Genomic DNA, 17,495 nt, shown 5'->3' on the forward strand with positions numbered 1-17,495 from the left:
CAGCGAAAAAAACTTCAGAAAAGGCTGTCGTCAAAACGGCAATGAAATCAGCTGCGCAGCCTAAAGGGGAGAAAATACACGCCCGAAGCGTTCCATGCGGACCTTGTCGCTGGCGCCGATCTTGATATTCTTAACCGGCAATTGCAGCATGGGTAGAACTTCCCAGTCCCATCACTCCGGTTGCAGCAGCATCCTTCGCCAGCAAAGCGAAACCGCGTTTCAGATCAGAGCCGAACTCCAATAAAAATTCCAGGGGGGCTCTGTGGGGGCGTCCGAGAGGCCCGGACGCCCCCTATTATTTATCCGGTGGGTTCTTCCGACTTCTTTGCACCCGTTTTCGGCTTGCGGGCGGCTGCCGTCCGGCTGCGTGTCACCGGCTTGCCGCCTGCGGCCTTGCGAGGCGAGGTCTTGTTCGGGGCTGCTGCTGCGGAGGCTGCCCTGACAGGCGTTTTCCTGGTTTCGGCCTTTTCGGCAACTTCGGCCGTCCTGGCGGCTTCCTCCAGCGCGGCTCTGGGCTTTGCCATTTCCGACGATACTTCGGCGTTCGGCACGGCCAACGGATCGTCCGAGATGTCCCCGGCAACAGGTGGCAGACCAAGCACGGCATGGAAGCGTTGCAAGGTTTCCAGCGTGTGCGGTGTCATTTCGTCGATCGCACCGGGGATGTAGCGCACCACACCGGCAGCCAGCTCGCGCTCTTCCCGGGTCTTCAGAAGCTTCGGCAGCGTCTCGATGGCCAGATCCGGGGCGAATTCGACGATCAGGGTCTGCTCCTGCAGGATGAAGCTGCGTTCGTCCGGTTTCAGCGACTTGAACGGTTCGTCCTGGGTGAGGACGCGGGCGGAGCGTTCCAGCCGGTCGGCGCGGACCGTGCCACGGCTGTCGGCGAGCAGGATCAGCATGCGGATAACCGCCTCGCAGAAACCGCCTTCCTCGATATGCATCAGCGCCGCCATGACCGGCGGCAGGCTGCGCAGCTCGTCCTTGCGCTTGAGCGTCCGGCCCGGCTGTTTGCTGCGACCGAACCAGCGCATGTAAGGTGTGCCCCAGACACCGTAGAACAGGCTCTCATAGGCGGTGTCGCGCAAGTCCCTGAAAAGATCCATGGACTGTTCGATCAGGGCGGCGTTCGCCTTTTCCATTTCGACGAACGGATTGCCGGCGGCGGTCGGCGTGCGGTCGTTGCGGGCGCGTTCTGCCAGGCCAGGCAGGAGACCGAGCGCCGGGTTGAGGCTGGAGAAAAGCTGCCGCTGCAGACGGAGCGGATGGCTCTTGCGGCGAAGGTCGGCGCTTTGTTCCGTTACGAAAGCCTGGACGAAGGGCCGGACGCAGACGTCGTAAAACTCGGACTGCTGCTCGGATGCGCGGGCAACGGCGGCGAAAGGTATCTCGTCGTCCCGCCCGTCGTCGATCTTCGCCAGATCCTCCATCTTGCGCTCGTGGAAGCTGACCGTGAACTCGCGCTCCATGAGCGGACCCTGGTAATCGTCAATGGTCATCTCATAGAGACCGGGAGGCAGTGCCTCGATGGTCTTCAGCGTCGACGTGACCTCGGTATGTTCTTTCCTGGCGATCTTGGACGACACGAAGATGCCGAGATGGCCGACCTGGTCATGGATCATGTAGATGATCCTCTGACCGCGAATGGCAATCTCGCGCTCGTCCGCATAGGTGTCGATGATCCAGTTCAGCGCTTGCTGCGGCGGCGTGATGTTGTCGCCGAAGCTGGCGAAGACGATGATCGGTGCCCGGATCTGCTTGATGTCGATGTTGCGGCCCGGTTCCAGCTGGGCCTCGTTCTTGGAAAGCCGGTTGCCGACGAAGAGTTCCTCGACGATCCATTTCATTTCCGCTTCGTTGAGCAGGAAATAGCCACCCCACCAGCGTTCGAAATCCAGGAAACGCTCCGGCTCCGTGTCGACCTTGGAATAGAGATCGTAGTACTTGCCGAAATAGTTGCGGGCGGGATTGAGCAATTCGAAATTCTGGACAATGTCCGCACCGTCGAAGATGCCGTGGCCGAGATCGGAATAGAACATGGCATTCCAGGTGCCACCAAGGACGCCGGCATTGTAACGCATCGGGTTTTCGCCGACGCGGCCGGACCAGGTCGAGACCGGAGCGCCGTTGAGAATGACCGGGCCCGTGAGGTCAGGATTGGTGGCCGCCAGCAGGAGGGTTGCCCAGCCGCCCTGGCAGTTGCCGGTAACGACCGGGTTGGGCGCGTCCGGGTGCAGCTCCTTCACCTTGCGCACGAAGGCGGCTTCGGCGTGAGTGACGTCGGCAAGCGTCTGGCCCTTTTCCGGCATGCGCTTGAAAGCAACGAAATAGACCGGATGCCCGTCCCGGAGCGCAACGCCGACCTGACTGTCCGGCTTGAAACCGCCGATGCCGGCTCCGTGTCCTGCCCTTGGATCGATGATGATATAGGGCCGCTTCCAGTCCTTGGGATCGCGGCAAGGCATGTCCTTCGTCGGCGTTATCTTGAGCAGCATGTAGCAGCAGGGCCGTGGAAGATCAGCGCCGTCGAGAACCACTTCATAATCGTAAATAAGCACCGGCGGGCAGCCGGCCTCTTCGTGTTCGATGAAGTTGTCGCCGCGTTTGCGCAGCGTATCCATGGCCAGCACCATGCGTTGTGCTGCATCCTGCCAGTAGCCCTGCCAGGCATCGAAGAGCCCACCCGCATTCTGCGCCTCGCCCATGGCTTCCATCGCCTTGCCGAAACCGGCGAGATTGGTCTGCCAACGGGTCTTGTGGCTCTCGGAGATGGCCGTCAGATGCTTGGTGAGCCCCCGGCTCATCAGCTCGGCCAGATTGGAGAGCTCGGTTCCCTGCGCCTGCAGCGCGGTGATCCGGTCGGACGGCCCCCAGGCGGTGGCGTCCTGCAAGGAGTTCAGGAACTCGTTCTGGCCTTTTTCGAATGCGTCGAAAATGTCCTTCATCAGGACCTCCTATCCAAGAATGCTGTAGCCACCGTCGATCGGATGCACGGAGCCGGTGACGTTGAAAGCTTCCCGGCTGGCAAGAAAGGCGGCATAGGCGCCGACATCGTCGATCGTGGCCAACTGATGTGTCGGTGCGCGCGACGCGGCATCGTTCAGAAGCGCATCGAATTCGGCGATGCCGGAGGCGGCACGGGTCTTGAGTGGTCCCGGCGACAGCGCATGGACTGAAATACCCTTCGGTCCCAGTTCTGCTGCCGCATAGCGCGTTGCGGCTTCCAGTGCGGCCTTGACCGGGCCCATGACGCCGTAATTCTCAACCACCTTCTGCGCCCCCATGAAGGAGACCGTCATGCAGGTGCCGCCTGCCTGCATCAGCGGTTCGGCGCGCTTGATCAGGCGCAGGAAGGAATGGACGGAAACATCCATGGCAAGACTGAACCCGTCCGCCGAGCAGTCGACGACGCGGCCATGCAGATCTTCCTTCTTTGAAAAGGCGATGGAGTGCAGCAGGGTGTCGAGGCGGCCCCAGCGTGCCGTGATCTGCGTGAACAGCGTGTCCAGCTGGATTTCGTTGCGCACATCGAGCGGTGCGATGATCTCTGCCCCCAGCTCCCGGGCCAGCGGGCGCACGAAGGGCTCGGACCGCTCGTTCAGATAGGTGATCGCAAGATCCGCCCCTTGCGCCTTGAAGGCACGCGCGCAGCCATAGGCAATCGACTGATCGTTTGCCACGCCGACAACAAGGACCTTTTGGCCCGTCAGATCAAACATCACGTCCAGAACTCCCGGAAACCGGGACCGGCGGCATCCAATCAAACCGTCCGGCCACACATCATCGCTGCTTCAAGCGCAACCTGAAACTGCTTCGCAGTGCAGCATAGAGGGTGTGACGGAAGAATGACCTTTTCAAGGGCATAAGGGTTCTTGCGGATGAATTTGGTTTTCGCAGCGCGAAACGGTGAAGCCACCAAAGCGAAGCGGTAGTCATCTCCCCCGTCATTCCGGACTAGCGCAGCAAAGCTGCGCGCCGATCCGGAACCCAGAAATATTTCGCGCTGCAAGCGCGACTAATTATTCAAAAAAAATTTTTCGCTTCGCTCACGTTGATCCGCTGGTTTCCGGATCTGCATGCAGCTGCGCTGCATTTGTCCGGAATGACAGTGAGTGTTGAAAGTCTCTAAAGAGAAACGGCGCGCCGGAGATCCGGCGCGCCGCTTGTTGTTTTCCTGAAGTGTGATCGAAATCAGACCAGATCGAACCTGTCGGCGTTCATGACCTTGGTCCAGGCCGCAACGAAGTCCTTGACGAATTTCGCCTTGTTGTCGTCCTGGGCATAGACTTCCGCATAGGCGCGCAGGATCGAGTTGGAGCCGAAGACCAGGTCGGCGCTGGTTGCCGTCCATTTCAGCGTGCCGAGCTTGCGGTCGCGGACTTCATAGGTGCCGTCGGAGACCGGATGCCAGCTGTTGGTCATGTCGGTCAGGTTGACGAAGAAGTCCGTCGTGAGAGCGCCTTCCTTATCGGTGAAGACACCGTGCTTGGAACCGCCGTGATTGGCACCGAGCACACGCAGGCCGCCGACGAGGATCGTCATTTCCCGGGCAGTGAGGCCGAGGAGCTGTGCGCGGTCGAGCATCATCTCTTCCGCGCTGACGGCGTACTTTTCCTTCTGCCAATTGCGGAAACCGTCTGCGAGCGGCTCCAGCACGCTGAAGGAGTCCGCGTCCGTCTGGGCGTCGGTTGCATCGCCGCGGCCGGGGGCAAACGGAACCGCAACGTCAAAGCCGGCGGCCTTGATCGCCTGTTCCAGACCGACATTGCCGGCAAGAACGATCACGTCTGCAACCGACGCTCCGGTTTCGGCCGCGATCGGCTCCAGCGTCGCCAGCACCTTTGCCAGGCGCTCCGGCTCGTTGCCGGCCCAGTCCTTCTGCGGAGCAAGGCGGATGCGGGCGCCGTTGGCACCGCCGCGCTTGTCCGAACCGCGGAACGTGCGGGCGCTGTCCCAGGCTGTTGCGATCATCTCGGCAGCGGAGAGACCGCTTGCGGCGATCTTCGCCTTGACGGCATCAACGTTGTAGGACGTGGAGCCTGCCGGGACCGGGTCCTGCCAGATCAGGTCTTCAGCCGGAACGTCCGGGCCGAGATAGTTGACCTTCGGGCCCATGTCACGGTGGGTCAGCTTGAACCAGGCGCGGGCAAAGCAATCGCGGAAATAGGCTTCGTCCGCCATGAACTTCCGGCAGATCTCGTTATAGACCGGGTCCATCTTCATGCCCATGTCCGCATCGGTCATCATCGGGTTGCGGCGGACAGACGGGTCGCTGGCATCAACCGGCTTCTTGTCGTCCGGCATGTTGACCGGTTCCCACTGCCAGGCACCGGCCGGGGACTTGCGCAGTTCCCAGTCGTAGTTGAAGAGATAGTCGAAGTAGCCCATGTCGAACTGGATCGGGAACTGCGTCCACGCGCCTTCGATGCCGGAGGTGAAGGCGTTGGAAGCCTTGCCGCCCTGCTCCGTGTTGGCCCAGCCGAAGCCCTGTGCCTCGACGCCGGCGGCTTCCGGCTCAACTCCGATGCCTTCGGCGGACCGGTTGCCGTGTGCCTTGCCGACGGTGTGGCCACCGCAGGTCAGCGCCGCGGTTTCCTCGTCGTTCATCGCCATGCGCTTGAAGGTCTCGCGCACATGAGCTGCGGTCCGAACCGGATCCGGCTGGCCGTTGACGCCTTCCGGGTTCACATAGATCAGGCCCATGTGGATCGCGGCGAGCGGGTTTTCCAGGGACGTCGCGTCTTCCGCATTTTCGAAGCGGCTTTCGACCGGCGCCAGCCATTCCTTTTCCGAGCCCCAGTAAACGTCGGTTTCCGGACCCCAGATGTCCTCGCGGCCGAAGCCGAAGCCGAAGGTTTTGAACCCCATGGACTCATAGGCCATGTTGCCTGCGAGGATGATCAGATCGGCCCAGGAGAGTGCGTTGCCGTACTTCTTCTTGACCGGCCACAGCAGGCGGCGGGCCTTGTCGAGGCTGGCATTGTCCGGCCAGGAATTCAGCGGGGCGAAACGGATGTTGCCCGAACCTGCACCACCGCGGCCGTCCTGCATGCGATAGGACCCTGCGGAGTGCCAGGCGAGGCGGATCATCAGACCACCGTAATGGCCCCAGTCGGCCGGCCACCAGTCCTGGCTGTCGGTCATCAGGGCGCGGACATCGGCCTTGACCGCTTCATGATCCAGACCCTTGACGGCTTCGCGGAAGTTGAAGTCCGAATCCATCGGATCGACGCGAGCACCCTTCTGGTGCAGGATGTCGAGGTTCAGGGCGTTCGGCCACCACTTTGTGACGGGCTTGTCCATGGCCGTGTTGCCGCCATGCATGACAGGGCAACCGCCTGACTTATCTACCTTAGCGTCCATTTTCCTCTCCATTCCTTTTCTGGTGCAGGGCACCGTCTCATACAACCCTGATCCGTTGTCACCAATTTGACAATCCGGTCTTTTCCCGACCTCGGGCGACCGGACCAGGCTCCGGCATCAGGATCTTGAACTCGTGACGAACAGACCGGAAGCGCTCGCCTTTCCTGGGGCGAATGCGGCAAACCGGTCTGATCTGAATTGAGACTAGCAAAGCCAAGCAATCAGAAGAAGTTGTATTTTCTGATATGTTCGATAAGATCAACTGATGATCAATATCACCCTCAAACAGCTGCGTTATTTCGAGGCTCTGGCCCGGCACGGCCATTTTGGACGGGCCGCGGAGGCTTGCGCGATTTCCCAGCCTGCCCTTTCCATGCAGATCAAGGAAATGGAGGATGTGCTCGGCGCACCGCTGTTCGAACGCAGTGCCCGGCAGGTGCGGCTCACCCATTTCGGCGAGGTCGCGGTGGAGCGGGCGCGGGACATCCTGCGGGCGGCGGACGAGCTTGGCGATCTCGCCCGGGCCTCGCGCGAGCGGCTGGTGGGGCGCCTCAGGATCGGCGTCATTCCAACCGTCGCGCCCTATCTTTTGCCGAAGGTGGTCAGAGACCTGACGACGGCCTATCCCGGGCTCGACATCCATGTGCGCGAGACGGTGACACCGAAGCTGATCCAGGAGCTCGGCGAAGGCCGGCTCGATACCGCCATTGTCGCCCTGCCCGTCTCCGAGCCGGCACTTGCCGAAACCGCCCTCTTCGACGAGCGCTTCGTTCTGGTCCGCGCCGCCGGGGAAGCGAACCTGCCGCTGCCAAACGCGGAAAATCTAAGGGAAATGCGCCTGCTGCTGCTGGAGGAAGGCCATTGCTTCCGCGATCAGGCGCTTTCCTTCTGCAACCTGCCCTCCGGCCCGCCGCGGGAAATGCTGGACGCCAGCTCGCTCTCGACCCTGGTGCAGATGGTCAGTGCCGGCATGGGGGTCACCTTGATCCCGGAAATGGCAGTGCCCGTGGAAACACGCTCGGCCACCGTTTCCATCTCGCGCTTCGAAGCACCGGAACCGCGACGTACCGTCGGCATGGTCTGGCGCAAGTCCAGCGCGCTGTCGAACCAGCTCGGGGAAATCGCCGACATCGTCCGCCGCTGTGCAACCGGTCTTTCGGAGACCGGCCGAGCATATATGCCGGGTGAGGTTTGACGAGAAAAATGGCGGCAAACCTTGTCGACCAGCACATGTAATAATTACTTATAAAATTTCCCGATCCTGAAGCTGAAATCCGGGTGGGGATTTTGTCTGCCTGCGATTTACAAGGCTGCGGATATTTGCCTAAATCGGCGCTGCTTGATTAGTTTGTTTCTTGAAAACACCGGGCTTCCTGGAAGCACCTGCCTGTCTCCAGCGGAGTATCCTACCCGGTGCCGATCCGGCCGGATTGTCTGAAGGGTTGTCCCTGCATGCCGCTCACTCATGATGCCATTACGGCCCTTGCTCCAGACCAGGCATCTCTGAAGGCGGCAAACGGACTGACCAAAAGCGCGAAATGGCCTCTGCGTGAAAAATCCGAAGCCGACAATCTGGTCTGGGGTGAATGCCAGGGATCGGGTGCCAACCCATACCGTACCGTCTTCGACGATGCCAACCACAGCTACAAATGCACCTGCCCGTCGCGCAAGTTTCCCTGCAAGCACGTGCTTGCACTGATGTGGATGCATACGGACGATCCGGCAGTCTTTCAGCCCGGCGCCGTTCCTGAATGGGTGACGGACTGGCTCGGGCGGCGGCGCACCAGCGGTACAGCCCCGACACCGGGAACCAGCCAATCACCAGAGGCAAAATCCCTCGCGGCAGCGCGGATCGAGGAAAAGAAGGTACCGGCAGATCCACAGGCGGAAGCCCGCAGAAAGGCTGCCACCGAAAAGAGGGCCAGGGACACCGAGGCGGCATTGCTGGCGGCGGCAGACGAGTTGGAACAATGGATCGCCGATCAGCTAAGGACGGGCCTCGCCGGCTTCCTGGAAGACATGACCTCGCGTTGCCGGGCGATCGCGGCGCGCCTGGTCGACGGCAAGGCCCAGGCGCTCGCCGGGCGTCTGGACGAGCTGCCCGCCAAAATCATCGCGCTGACCGGCGAGGAGCGCCTGGAAACGGTTCTGACCGAACTCGGCAAGATCGTCATACTGTTGAAAGCCTGGCGTGCCGCCCCGTCGGATCCCGAGTTGCGACGGGCGATCGCGACTTCGGAGACGAGGGACAGCCTGTTCGATAATCCGGACGCGTTGAGGGTCGCCTCCCATTGGGAGGTAATCGGCGAAGAGATTTCCACGCGGCGCGACGGTCTCGTCAGCCAGGCGACCTGGCTGATGAACCTCGGCGAGGGACCGGCCTTCGCAGTTCTACTCGACTTCTTTCCCGCCAGCCTCGGCAAGAGGTCAAGTTCCTTTACGGCAGGCGAACAATTCGAGGCCGAGCTGGTATTCTATCCGGCGCGTATACCGCTAAGGGCCGTTCTGGGAGAGAGAAAATCAGAAGCGGCAGAAGCGCTTCCATGGCTGCCCGCGCCGGAAGGAGACCCGCTGCGGCCCTATCTGGATCTGCAAGACGCCGCCCCCTGGACGACAGGTGGTCCGGTGCTGCTCCCGCAGGGCCGCTTCGCCGGGGCGGGCAAGGACGTCTGGTGGCAATCCACCGACGGGGTGCACGCCCTGCCCGTCCGCACCACGCTCGCACCGCATCTGGCGGGTATGGAACAACAGTGTGCGGCGGCCCTCTGGGATGGACGGCGTCTGTCGTTCTTCTGCGCCCAGACGGATTGGGGACGGGTGCAGCTTGATGACTGATCTCCAGCAGGCCCTCGACAGGATCAAGAGCCGGTGGATGGTCGGCGGCTCTGCTGTCGATCAGGCGTCACCGGAACTGAAGGCCGTTGCGGACCTCGCGGATATCCCGGACCTTGCCCTTCTGGCCGTCGCCGCCCAGGCCGGTCAGGTCGCCTTCCGGCCTGCTCCGGCAGCCGGCCTGACGCCCCTCCCCGTCCTTCCGCGCCTTGAACTGCCGATGCTGCCGGAGCGGCATCGCCCAGCCTTCCGCCGATTTTTTAAGCTGTCGAAGATTTCCACCGACGAGGCGGCCCTGCTGCTGCAGTTCCTGGCCTGCCGGGGCTACACGGTTCATCCGGCCGATTACATGCCGCCCCGCTTCGACGATCTCCCACCCTGCTACAGTCCCTGGGAAGGATGGGGCGAACCGGAGGTTCAGGCCGTCAAGGAGGATCTCGGTGAACACAGCTGGGACGATTATCTGCCGCGCGAGCGTTTATACGCATTGCAGGAATTGCGGGAAAGGGACGGAACGGCCGCCCGGGACCTGATTGCTGCAAAGGTGGTCAGCATGCCGGCGGAGCAGCGGTGCAAGGTGATTGCCGTTCTTGAAACCGGATTGCATCAGGACGACACCGCCTTTCTAGAGACGCTGCGGCAGAACGACCGCTCAGCCAAGGTACAGGCTCTTGCTGCAGCCTTGCTGGCGCGGCTCGGCGCAGTCCTCGATGAGGCCGAAACCGCGAAGGAACTGGCCGATTTTCTTGAAGTCGGCAAAAAGGGACTCATCAATCGCAAGACCATTGTCAATACACAGAAGCTGAAGACCGGCGCCCAGAAGACGCGGCGTACGGAGCTTTTCGGGATCGTCAGCATGCCGGGACTGGCGGAAGCTGTCGGCCTGACCGCGGAGGCTCTTGTCTCCGGCTGGCAATTGGGATCCCTCCGGGAAGACGCCGAATTTTGCAGCCTTGTCGCCCGCACGGGCGCACTGCCGCTTGTGTCGGCGCTGACGAACCGGGTTCTGTCGGAGACGTCCGTCTCCACCGAGATCCTGCTTCCGCTGCTGGATCGTCTGGAGGGCAAGGACAAATGGGAGAGGCTGCCGGCCCTGCTGGAAAAGGAACCCTTGGCGTTGCAGACGCTCATGCGCTGCGCGGACGGAAATCTCGGCCGTCTCGGCTTGCCTACGCTCGCATCTTCCAAATTCGTGCGATCGCTGCTCGAAAGCACAAAAGCTCAAGCGGCAGACACAGCCAAACCCCATCAGGCCGCGCAATTGCAGACGCAGCTGTTCCATCTCGGTCTTCTCGCTGACCAGGATGCGGCACAGAACCTGATCCAATCCTTTATCGAGGCGGAGATGAGCCGGTCCGACCCGGCTCTGCTCATGTTGCAGTTCAACGCCGCCCTGACATCTGGAGTTTCCTCATGAGCGACATCCTGCGGCAGCCTGCCGAGATCACCTATGCCGACGAACTCGCTGCCCTGAAGGCGGCCGACGACATGCCCAAGCCCCAGGGCTGGGCGCTCTCCCCCCAGGCGGTCATCACCTATCTCTTGGGCGGCAAGGCCGGCGGGACGGAGATCAGTGCCAAATATGTCGGCAACCGCCGCCTGATCGAGACCGCGGTCGCGACGCTTGCTACCGACCGGGCGCTGCTGCTGCTGGGCGTTCCGGGAACGGCGAAATCCTGGGTGTCGGAACATCTTGCCGCGGCCGTCTCCGGCACTTCCACACTCGTCATCCAGTGTACCGCAGGCACGGACGAGAACCAGGTCCGCTACAGCTGGAATTACGCCCAGCTCCTGGCAAGGGGACCGAGCCGTGAAGCCCTCGTGCCGACGCCTCTCTTCCGTGCAATGGAAGAGGGCAAGCTCTGCCGCCTGGAAGAACTGACGCGCATGGGCTCCGACGTCCAGGACACGCTCATTACCGTGCTGTCGGAAAAGATGCTGCCGATCCCGGAGCTCAACGAAGCGGTTTTTGCAACCCGGGGCTTCAACGTGATCGCGACGGCCAACGATAGGGACAAGGGCGTCAACGAGCTCTCCGCCGCGCTCAAGCGCCGCTTCAATGTGGTCGTGCTGCCGCTGCCGGACGACATGGACGAGGAGATCGCCATCGTCACCAAGCGCGTCGGTGAAATGGCTCTGTCGCTGGACCTGCCCGCACCGAAAAACGTAGCCGAGGAAGTCACCCGGCTCTTGTCGATTTTCCGGGAACTGCGCTCTGGCGAGACCCTCGACGGCAAGACGACCCTCAAGAAACCGTCCAGCAACCTGTCGACCGCGGAAGCCATAGCCGTCACTGTGGGCGGTCTCAGCCACGCGGCCTTCTTCGGCAGGGGTGCCCTGACCGCAACGAGCCTGGCACCCAATCTTCTCGGCGCGGTCGTCAAGGACCCGGTGCAGGACAAGGTTGTCCTGGAGGAATATATCGAGACCGTCCTGAAAAAGCGGCAGGATTATTCAGACTATTACCAGGCCCTGAGCGAACTGGTCTGAGTGGAACGGGACGGCGGCGACGTGACGGCTCAAGTTTCCTATTTCGGCATCCGGCACCACGGCCCGGGCTCCGCGAGGCGGCTTCTCGAAGCGCTGGAGGAGCTCCGGCCCGTGGAGGTGCTTGTGGAAGGACCAGCCGACCTTTCCACGCTTTTGCCCCTGCTTGCCAACCCGGCCATGAAACCGCCCGTTGCCCTCCTGGCCTATCCGGCGGACCAGCCGGAAAAGGCGGTCTTCTGGCCCTTCGCCGACTTCTCGCCGGAATACCAGGCGGTTCTCTGGGCAGTGCGCAACAACGTGCCCGTGCGTTTCATCGACCTGCCGACGGCCTGGCACTTCGGCGAGGCCGAGGCCCCGCAGGCGGATGAGGATGAGACCGGGACAGACCCGGCTGCGGAAGCTGCAGAGGACTTGGCGGAGCCAGCAGAAGAGAAGCGCCTTCGCCGGGATCCGGTTGGCGTGCTCGCGGAAGCGGCTGGCTACCTCGACGGCGAGAGCTGGTGGCAGGACGTCATCGAGGAAAATCCTGCTCCCGGCCCTGTTTTCGAGGCCGTCGCCGACGCGATGGCAGCCTTGCGCGAACGTGTCAACCGCCTTCCCTCACGCGAAGCATCACGGGAAGCACATATGCGACTGGAAATCGGCAAATCGCAAAAGCTGGCCGATGGCCCTCTTGCGGTTGTTTGCGGCGCCTGGCATGTCCCGGCACTGCAGGCCAGACACTCGGCGAAGGACGATCGCGCCCTCCTGAAGGTCGCGCCCAAGGCCAGGATTTCCGCAACCTGGGTACCCTGGACGTCGCCGCGTCTTGCCTTCTCCAGCGGCTATGGCGCCGGCGTTGCCGCCCCGGGCTGGTGCCAGCATCTGTGGCAAACACCAGGCGCCGACAAGACGACACGCTGGGTCGCAAAGATCGCCGGCGCCCTGCGCCGCCAGGGACACATCGTCTCCACGGCCTCTCTCATCGAGACCGAGCGTCTGGCAGTCTCTCTCGCAGCCGTGCGTGGCCGGCCGCAGCCGGGCTTCGAGGAGCTGCGCGATGCCGCAATCTCGTGCCTGTGTTTCGGAAATTCCCTTACCTGGGCAACGGTTTCCAACGAACTCCTCATAGGCTCTCAGACCGGGGAGATCCCCGATGACGTTCCGATGGCCCCTCTTCTGGAGGACCTGCAGCGGCAACAGAAAAAGGCCAGACTCAAGCCCGAGGCATTGGAAAGGGAATTGACCCTGGATCTCAGGTCCGACAGCGGCCTCTTCCGATCCACCCTGCTCCACCGGCTGAGCCTCCTGTCGGTTCCTTGGGGCCAGCCGCTCGATCCCGGCCGCAGCCGCGGCACTTTCCGCGAACGCTGGCTCCTGCGCTGGGAGCCGGAATATGCGGTGCAACTGGTGGAAAACCTGATTTTCGGCGCCACGATCGAGCAGGCGGCGACGGGGAAGATCAGCGCCGAACTGCGGGATTGCCATGCGCTCGGCCCGCTTGCCGACCTCGTCTACAACGCCATGACCGCCCAGCTTCCGGAAGCAGCTTCAGACGGCATCCGTCTCCTGGGCAAGCGTGCCGGGCAAACCTCGGATTGCGGCGAATTGCTGACCGCCCTGCCCGCGCTCGCCGACATTCTGCGTTATGGCGCGGCCCGTGATATCGACACGGTCCAGCTCGGCAACCTCTTCGAGCGGATTGCCACCCAGGCAGCCCTTGCCCTGCCCTATGCGGTGCGCGGCCTCGACAGGGAGGCTTCGCAGAAGATGCGTCAGCGCCTGCAGGCAGCGGACGGTGCTGTCACGCTTCTGGACGACCGGCCCGACCTGCATGGAATGTGGCAGACGGCGCTTCAAACGATCGTCGGAGAGCCGAACGCCAACCGGCTGATCTCGGGTCTTGCCGCCCGCCTTCTTTATGAAGCCGACCTGTTGCCTTCGGAGGCTGCCGTCGAATTGCTTGCACGTATGCTTACGCCCGGGACTGCTGTCGACGACGCCGCCGCTTTCTTCGCGGGTTTCCTGGAGGGCGCCGGCCAGCGCCTGCTTTACGATGCCGGGTTGCGCGGATGTGTCGATGACTGGCTGCTGGGCCTCGACGAGGAGGTCTTCACCGAGTTCCTTCCCCTTTTCCGGCGCGTGTTTTCCAACATGGACAAGACCGAACGGCGCCGGCTGATGGACACTCTTTTCGGCGAGGCGAGATCCGGCGGGATAGAGCTGATCCCGGCGCCGGACGCAGACAACCGCTGGCCCGGGCATCTGGCGATGCTGGCCCGGCTGATGACGGGAGAGCCTCATGGATAATCCAATGGACAAACCCGTGAAAGAACTTGAGAACGAACGCGGGCGCCGCTGGCGTCTGGCTCTTGGCGGAGACGATGACGGCCTTGCCGGGCGTGATCAGCGGCTCTCCGCAGCCCTCAGTGCTCTCTATAACGCGGAGGATGCAGCCTCTGGCGGCAAGGGCCGTCGCGGCGGGCTCGGCAACTCGGCGCCCCGGGTGGCGCGATGGCTGGGGGACATCCGCGAATTCTTCCCGGCCTCCATCGTCCAGATCGTGCAGAAGGACGCTTTTGAAAGGCTCGGTCTCAGGCAGATGCTGCTTGAGCCGGAGCTCCTGTCAATCATGGAGGCTGATGTCAACCTCGTTGCCGACCTCGTCTCCATGCGTGGTGTCATGCCGGACAAGACCAAGGATGCCGCGCGCAAGGTCATCGCCAAGGTGGTTTCGGAGTTGATGGAACGGCTGGAGCGGCGCACCGCCGAAGCCTTGCGCGGCGCCGTCGACAAGTCCCGGCGCACCTTCCGCCCTCGCTTTGCCGATATCGACTGGCCGCGCACGATCCGCGCGAACCTGCACAATTACCAGCCGGACCATGCCACGATCGTTCCGGAAAAGCTTGTCGGTTTCATGCGCCGCCAGCGCCGGATCGTCGATCTCGACGAAGTCGTTCTGTGCGTCGATCAGTCCGGCTCCATGGCCACATCGGTGGTTTATGCCTCGATCTTTGCCGCCGTCATGGCCTCGCTCCCGGTCGTGTCGACGAAACTTGTCTGTTTCGACACCGCGATCCTCGATCTTACCGACGACCTGGCCGATCCCGTGGATGTGCTTTTTGGCGTGCAACTCGGCGGCGGCACGGACATCAACCAGGCGGTCGCCTATTGCCAGGACCGGATCGAACGGCCGTCGAAATCCCACCTCGTTCTGATCACTGATCTCTTTGAGGGCGGCAATGCGGAGGAACTGGTTGCCAGGATTGCCCGGCTGACCGGCCAGGGCGTCAATGTAATCGTGCTGCTGGCCCTCACCGACACCGGCGCGCCCTATTATGATGCGCGGCTGGCAACTCGGGTCGCCGCGCTCGGCGTTCCCATCTTTGCGGCAACGCCGGACCAGTTTCCGGACCTGATGGCCTGCGCCCTGCGCCGGGAGGACATTCACCGCTGGGCAGCCTCCCAGGACATCAAGACAATACGGGCGGAAGAGGACACGCCACCAGCCTGACGGCCTTCCGAAAGAGCTGCCTATTTTCGGAACGTCAACACTCCCAGCAAGGCCATGGCCGCCGCCAGCGCCAGAAGCACGACGCGGGCGTCGTCACCGGCTGCAAACAGGGCGACCACCAGTCCGGCCAGCGGTTGCGACAGATTGTTGAGGCAGATGATGACGCCGGTGGTCTTGCCGAATTCCTCCGGCGGAATGATCTCCTTGCGCAGCGTCCGGACATAGATGTTGAACATCTTGTCGAAGCCAGCAATCAGCAGGAAACCGGCGGCATAGACGAGCGGATGGGCGCCCAGACCTGTCAGAACCGCGCCGAGGCAGATAAGTCCGTATGCGGTGAGACCGAGAGTCCTGAGGCCAAGCGCCACATGGGCGGTCAGCGTCAGCACGGCAAGCGTCGCAAGTGCCCCGCCGACCTGCAGCCACGCATAGACCTGTTCGCTCTGGTCGAAAAAGCCGGTCATCATCGCCGCGGCCGTCGCCAGCGTCGCGCCGATGATCAGGTTGACGCCCGATGCTTGCAGGATTGCCCGTGTCAGGCCCGGCAGGGACCAGACCAGATGCAGCGCGTGTTTGAGGTCTGCCACTGGATGACGGCTTTCACGCGGCGCTGCGTCCCGCTGCATGCGCGCCTGTCCGGGCCACAGCAGAAAGGCGGCGTCAGCAAGGAGGAAGAGCGCGGTTGCGACGCCCACCACCGCCTGCCAGGGCCAGAGCACCATCAGATAGGCGGCCACCAACGGCCCCAGGACCACGCCCATCTGCGAGGCGAGTTGGCCATAGCTCGCAACCTTTTCAAAGCGCTGGTCGGCAAAGGCGCGCACCAGAACCATTTCCAGCGCCAGCATGCCCTGAGTGGTCAGGACACCCACCACTGCCGATAGCCCGATCAGCCACCAGACGCCGCCGAAGGCGAGTTGGCCTGCAATTCCGGCAATACAGGCGACCGCCCGCAAGATGCGGCTGATGCGAAGCAACAGGATCGGCGGGAAACGGTCACACAGGATGCCGGCGGCGGGAAAGGTCAGGTAGCGCGGCAGGGTTTCGACGAAGAAGGCGAGCCCTGACCAGGCGACATTGCCGGTGATCTGGAAAATCACCAGCGGCACCAGAAAAAGAAGGATCTGGTCGGCCAGAACCGTCAGGAACATGGACGCGAAAAAGGCGCGGTCGCGAAGAAGCATCGGCAGCTTTCGAGAGGAAGCCTTGCGGGGAGAGGATCAGTCCTAGCACCGCCACCGAGTCTTCGCAAGTTGCCTGCCCGCGCCATTTCAATCGTTTTAATCTGTGTCCTCGCACCGCAAGGCCCGACCTCTCATCAGAGCTTGCGAGCGACCACGTAACGGCTGAAAGGCGCTGGACAGGTATCCGCCTCAATGATCTCGAAACCCGCCGACCGGATAGAACCCTCAAGTGTCGCGAAGGAATAGAACCTCACAAAGGGGGCCTTTCCGAAGAGCTGCATCACCTTGATCAGCGGTCCGAACAACCAGGCACGTTTCTTGAGGCACACGGTTTTGGAAATGAAGAGCCCGCCGGGCTTCAGGAGGCGGTTCACCCGTATAAGCGTATCCTCTGCCTCTTCCACCAGATGCAGGAAGTTGAAGGCGAGAACCGCGTCGTATCCTTTTTTGTCCCGGGGCTCGAGCTTTTCGCTGAAGGCATCTGCAACAGCGAAACGCAGGCCCTCCGGCACGCTGCCGTCATCCTTTCCCGCCTCCAGCTTTCCCTCGGCAATCTCGATCATGCCCCGGGCAAAATCGGTCGCAAGATAAGCGCGGACGTTGCCGGCGATCTGCAGCGCCGTCGAGCCTGTACCGCAGCCGAGCTCCAGGACGCTGTCTTCCGGTCCCAGATGCTCGATGGTGCGGACGAGCGTTTTCTCGTAGGCCGCCTGGTTCCTGATGGGCGATGCCGCATATTTGCGCGCGGTCCTGCTCCAGAAGCCGGCCGAAGACGGCTTCTCGTTGCTCCATGTTGTCGCCATGGTCGATTTTTCCATTTTCTGTCTGGCCGATTGATCGGGCCGTTCCGACCGCCTTGCCTGGTCCACACGTCTTTCAGGATGACATTCGGCATACACGCTCCCCTGCCCCGGACGAATACCGGAACCGGAGGCTTCCCTGCCTCCCGGGCGTCCCCTTATTTCTTCTTCTTGCGGCCGCCACGCAGGCCGATCTGATGAAGAATGTCGCGGCCGATGTCACGGCCGCCGGTGGGCGATGCCAGGAATTCCAGAAGCGAAACAACGATGTTTGCCAAGTGTATCATCACTGTGGACGGGCACATTGGCGGCCTCCTTTCCCGATAAAAGTAC

12 protein-coding genes are annotated in these 17,495 nt (G+C 62.4%); 6 read left to right on the forward strand and 6 right to left on the reverse strand.

The window, feature by feature from the left end; all coding sequences use genetic code 11:
* Positions 1-299 precede the first annotated feature (299 nt).
* The 3 genes from ACX3M4_RS08965 to katG all read right to left on the reverse strand — a co-directional run bounded on the left by ACX3M4_RS08965 (position 300) and on the right by katG (position 6,363).
* Entirely contained in the window at positions 300-2,945 is a 2,646-nt protein-coding gene (locus ACX3M4_RS08965) for a DUF3141 domain-containing protein (protein WP_459358237.1), read from the reverse strand.
* Positions 2,946-2,954: 9 nt separating this feature from the next.
* Entirely contained in the window at positions 2,955-3,719 is a 765-nt protein-coding gene (fabI, locus tag ACX3M4_RS08970; RefSeq protein WP_459358238.1) for an enoyl-ACP reductase FabI, read from the reverse strand.
* 472 nt (positions 3,720-4,191) lie between these two features.
* Positions 4,192-6,363 carry a catalase/peroxidase HPI gene (katG, locus tag ACX3M4_RS08975; protein WP_459358239.1) on the reverse strand — a complete coding sequence of 724 codons (2,172 nt, stop codon included), beginning with the start codon at positions 6,361-6,363 and terminating at the stop codon, positions 4,192-4,194.
* A gap of 265 nt (positions 6,364-6,628) precedes the next feature.
* Here katG and ACX3M4_RS08980 point away from each other — a divergent pair, with 265 nt between their 5' ends.
* The 6 genes from ACX3M4_RS08980 to ACX3M4_RS09005 all read left to right on the forward strand — a co-directional run bounded on the left by ACX3M4_RS08980 (position 6,629) and on the right by ACX3M4_RS09005 (position 15,178).
* Entirely contained in the window at positions 6,629-7,558 is a 930-nt protein-coding gene (locus ACX3M4_RS08980) for a LysR substrate-binding domain-containing protein (RefSeq protein ID WP_459358240.1), read from the forward strand.
* A gap of 257 nt (positions 7,559-7,815) precedes the next feature.
* The gene (locus ACX3M4_RS08985) at positions 7,816-9,198 is read left to right on the forward strand and encodes an SWIM zinc finger family protein (RefSeq protein ID WP_459358241.1); all 1,383 of its coding nucleotides are present in this window, start codon (positions 7,816-7,818) and stop codon (positions 9,196-9,198) included.
* Entirely contained in the window at positions 9,191-10,612 is a 1,422-nt protein-coding gene (locus ACX3M4_RS08990; RefSeq protein ID WP_459358242.1) for a DUF5691 domain-containing protein, read from the forward strand. Before ACX3M4_RS08985 ends, ACX3M4_RS08990 begins: the two co-directional genes overlap by 8 nt.
* A complete protein-coding gene (locus ACX3M4_RS08995; protein WP_459358243.1) occupies positions 10,609-11,685 on the forward strand; it encodes an ATP-binding protein in 1,077 nt (358 codons plus the stop codon). Before ACX3M4_RS08990 ends, ACX3M4_RS08995 begins: the two co-directional genes overlap by 4 nt.
* Before the next feature lie 21 nt (positions 11,686-11,706).
* The gene (locus tag ACX3M4_RS09000) at positions 11,707-13,974 is read left to right on the forward strand and encodes a DUF5682 family protein (RefSeq protein WP_459358244.1); all 2,268 of its coding nucleotides are present in this window, start codon (positions 11,707-11,709) and stop codon (positions 13,972-13,974) included.
* Entirely contained in the window at positions 13,967-15,178 is a 1,212-nt protein-coding gene (locus tag ACX3M4_RS09005) for a VWA domain-containing protein (protein ID WP_459358245.1), read from the forward strand. The genes ACX3M4_RS09000 and ACX3M4_RS09005 overlap by 8 nt, the downstream gene beginning before the upstream one ends.
* A 20-nt stretch (positions 15,179-15,198) precedes the next feature.
* Here the strand turns inward: ACX3M4_RS09005 and ACX3M4_RS09010 are convergent, their stop codons facing one another.
* The 3 genes from ACX3M4_RS09010 to ACX3M4_RS09020 all read right to left on the reverse strand — a co-directional run bounded on the left by ACX3M4_RS09010 (position 15,199) and on the right by ACX3M4_RS09020 (position 17,467).
* Positions 15,199-16,362 (reverse strand): MFS transporter, encoded by a 1,164-nt coding sequence (locus ACX3M4_RS09010; protein WP_459358246.1) that lies wholly within the window; start codon positions 16,360-16,362, stop codon positions 15,199-15,201.
* Between the two features lie 134 nt (positions 16,363-16,496).
* Positions 16,497-17,165 (reverse strand): class I SAM-dependent methyltransferase, encoded by a 669-nt coding sequence (locus ACX3M4_RS09015; protein ID WP_459358247.1) that lies wholly within the window; start codon positions 17,163-17,165, stop codon positions 16,497-16,499.
* 155 nt (positions 17,166-17,320) lie between these two features.
* On the reverse strand, positions 17,321-17,467 hold the full coding sequence (locus tag ACX3M4_RS09020; protein ID WP_459358248.1) for a hypothetical protein: 147 nt from the start codon (positions 17,465-17,467) through the stop codon (positions 17,321-17,323).
* Positions 17,468-17,495: the final 28 nt, after the last annotated feature.

This window comes from Roseibium sp. M-1, from assembly GCF_054515675.1.

Coding starts and splice junctions, on each gene's coding strand:
- ACX3M4_RS09005 (WP_459358245.1), top strand. CDS start 13,967: ATGGATAATCCAATGGACAAACCCGTGAAAGAACTTGAGAACGAACGC.
- ACX3M4_RS08965 (WP_459358237.1), bottom strand. CDS start 2,945: ATGAAGGACATTTTCGACGCATTCGAAAAAGGCCAGAACGAGTTCCTG.
- katG (WP_459358239.1), bottom strand. CDS start 6,363: ATGGACGCTAAGGTAGATAAGTCAGGCGGTTGCCCTGTCATGCATGGC.
- ACX3M4_RS09020 (WP_459358248.1), bottom strand. CDS start 17,467: ATGTGCCCGTCCACAGTGATGATACACTTGGCAAACATCGTTGTTTCG.
- ACX3M4_RS09015 (WP_459358247.1), bottom strand. CDS start 17,165: ATGGCGACAACATGGAGCAACGAGAAGCCGTCTTCGGCCGGCTTCTGG.
- ACX3M4_RS08985 (WP_459358241.1), top strand. CDS start 7,816: ATGCCGCTCACTCATGATGCCATTACGGCCCTTGCTCCAGACCAGGCA.
- ACX3M4_RS08990 (WP_459358242.1), top strand. CDS start 9,191: ATGACTGATCTCCAGCAGGCCCTCGACAGGATCAAGAGCCGGTGGATG.
- ACX3M4_RS09010 (WP_459358246.1), bottom strand. CDS start 16,362: ATGCTTCTTCGCGACCGCGCCTTTTTCGCGTCCATGTTCCTGACGGTT.
- ACX3M4_RS08980 (WP_459358240.1), top strand. CDS start 6,629: ATGATCAATATCACCCTCAAACAGCTGCGTTATTTCGAGGCTCTGGCC.
- fabI (WP_459358238.1), bottom strand. CDS start 3,719: ATGTTTGATCTGACGGGCCAAAAGGTCCTTGTTGTCGGCGTGGCAAAC.
- ACX3M4_RS08995 (WP_459358243.1), top strand. CDS start 10,609: ATGAGCGACATCCTGCGGCAGCCTGCCGAGATCACCTATGCCGACGAA.